Raw genomic sequence first — 2,081 nt, 5'->3', positions numbered from 1 at the left:
TATCGGCGCTTGGGTGAAAGGAGGAGGGGCGAAATCTCCCACGGTCTGTACTGCGTCAACAGTCGGAATCGAGCCTTGTCCCTCCTCCTCCCTTCAAGTCCTACCATACAAGCGAGCCTGCTCGCGATAGCGGTGGATCAGCCAACATTGATGTCGACTGAAACTCCCTCATCGCGAGCAGGCTCGCTCCCACATGGGATCTTCAGTGCTTGGTTAAGCGAGTTCGGCGACTACAGCGGCCAAAGCCTTCGCCGGATCCGCGGCCTGGCTGATCGGACGGCCGATCACCAGATAATCGGAACCGGCATCCAGCGCCTGACGCGGGGTCAGAATGCGGCGCTGATCGTCCTGGGCGCTGCCCGCTGGACGAATCCCCGGAGTGACCAGTTGCAGCGACGGGTGCGCCGATTTCAGCGCGTGGGCTTCCAGGGCCGAGCACACCAGACCGTCCATCCCGGCTTTTTCCGCCAACGCGGCCAGGCGCAACACTTGCTCCTGCGGCTCGATATCCAGACCGATACCCGCCAGGTCTTCACGTTCCATGCTGGTCAGCACGGTCACGCCGATCAGCAGTGGCTTCGGACCGGTGCGCTGGTCAAGCACTTCGCGGCACGCGGCCATCATGCGCAAACCACCGGAGCAGTGCACATTGACCATCCACACGCCCATCTCCGCAGCCGCCTTGACGGCCATGGCGGTGGTGTTCGGAATGTCGTGGAACTTGAGGTCCAGGAACACTTCGAACCCCTTGTCACGCAGGGTGCCAACGATTTCCGAAGCGCAGCTGGTGAACAGTTCTTTACCGACTTTGACCCGGCACAGCTTCGGGTCCAACTGATCGGCCAGCTTCAGTGCGGCGTCACGGGTGGGGAAATCCAGGGCGACGATGATAGGAGTCTGGCAGGCGGACATGAGTGGGCTCTCAGGCAGGTCGAAATCGGCGCGCATTGTAGCGGAACCAGCGCCTCTGCGGGACCCGATGATCGGTAATTCGTCGAGACGGCTCAAGCAAGACTAGCCCTTGCACCCATTGTGTCGAGTCAGATACACACATGACACGCCTGCAACACCCTTCAACGTTACCTTCGGCAGCCGCAACACGTCCTACAGCACTTCCTGCCTCAGGGCCGGACGCCTATGCTGAAACCACAACCTCGCAGCCCATCTTTGTGGTTGGCAGCCTACCTGGCAGATGAACGCACGCATGCACAACCTCCACGCCCCTGTGAACGACGATCAAAAAGCGCCCGGCGACGACAAACGCTGGAGCATTCGCGCCCTGATCGTCGACGATGACGTCCCGATCCGCGAACTGATGATCGACTATCTGGCCCGGTTCAACATTCACGCCAGCGGCGTCACCGATGGCGCCGCGATGCGCCTGGCGCTGCAAGCGGAGCATTTCGACGTGGTGGTGCTCGACCTGATGCTGCCCGGCGAAGACGGTTTGTCACTGTGCCGCTGGCTACGCGCCGAATCGGACATCCCGATCCTGATGCTCACTGCCCGCTGCGAACCCACCGACCGGATCATCGGCCTGGAACTGGGCGCCGACGACTACATGGCCAAGCCGTTCGAACCGCGGGAATTGGTGGCGCGCATCCAGACGATCCTGCGCCGGGTACGCGACGATCGCACCGAACAACGGGCCAACATCCGTTTCGACAATTGGCGCCTGAACAGCGTGCTGCGCCAATTGATCGCCGCTGATGGCCTGGTGGTGCCGCTGTCCAACGCCGAGTTCCGTTTGCTCTGGGTGTTCATCGAACGTCCGCGCCGGGTACTCAGCCGCGAACAACTGCTGGATGCCGCCCGCGGTCGCTCGATCGAAGCCTTTGATCGCAGCATCGACTTGCTGGTCTCGCGCCTGCGCCAAAAACTCGGTGACGACCCGAAAGCCCCGCAACTGATCAAAACCGTTCGCGGTGAGGGTTATCTGTTCGACGCCAGAGACATCGGCTGATGCGTGCGCGCTTCGATACGCTCTTCGGCCGCCTGTTTGGCATGCTGCTGGTGGCGATCATCCTGGCGCATTTGTTGGCGTTTTTCTGGTTTCACTATTACGGCCCACCGCCGCCCCC

At 61.7% G+C, this 2,081-nt stretch carries 2 protein-coding genes and 1 pseudogene; 2 read left to right on the top strand and 1 reads right to left on the bottom strand.

Annotated elements, in window-relative coordinates:
* Window positions 1-213: 213 nt before the first annotated feature.
* A complete protein-coding gene (gene pyrF / locus KGB03_RS03160) occupies window positions 214-912 on the bottom strand; it encodes an orotidine-5'-phosphate decarboxylase (protein ID WP_161990885.1) in 699 nt (232 codons plus the stop codon).
* Window positions 913-1,204: 292 nt separating this feature from the next.
* On the opposite strand from pyrF, the gene KGB03_RS03155 reads away from it, so the two are divergent.
* Together KGB03_RS03155 and KGB03_RS03150 are read left to right on the top strand one after the other, a co-directional pair.
* Window positions 1,205-1,963: a response regulator gene (locus tag KGB03_RS03155; RefSeq protein WP_033053235.1), complete on the top strand. Its 759-nt coding sequence runs from the start codon at window positions 1,205-1,207 to the stop codon at window positions 1,961-1,963.
* A pseudogene (locus tag KGB03_RS03150) lies at window positions 1,963-2,081 on the top strand (two-component sensor histidine kinase); the annotation flags it as partial. The gene KGB03_RS03155 and the pseudogene KGB03_RS03150, both read left to right, overlap by 1 nt.

This window comes from Pseudomonas sp. BF-B-26, assembly GCF_019956495.1.
Lineage (GTDB): Bacteria > Pseudomonadota > Gammaproteobacteria > Pseudomonadales > Pseudomonadaceae > Aquipseudomonas.
Note: the sequence above shows the minus strand (reverse complement) of the source record. Positions and strands in the feature narration are given on the sequence as shown.

What these genes read in the sequence shown, in the direction of transcription:
- pyrF (WP_161990885.1), bottom strand. Translation starts at nt 912, where the DNA reads ATGTCCGCCTGCCAGACTCCTATCATCGTCGCCCTGGATTTCCCCACC.
- KGB03_RS03155 (WP_033053235.1), top strand. Translation starts at nt 1,205, where the DNA reads ATGCACAACCTCCACGCCCCTGTGAACGACGATCAAAAAGCGCCCGGC.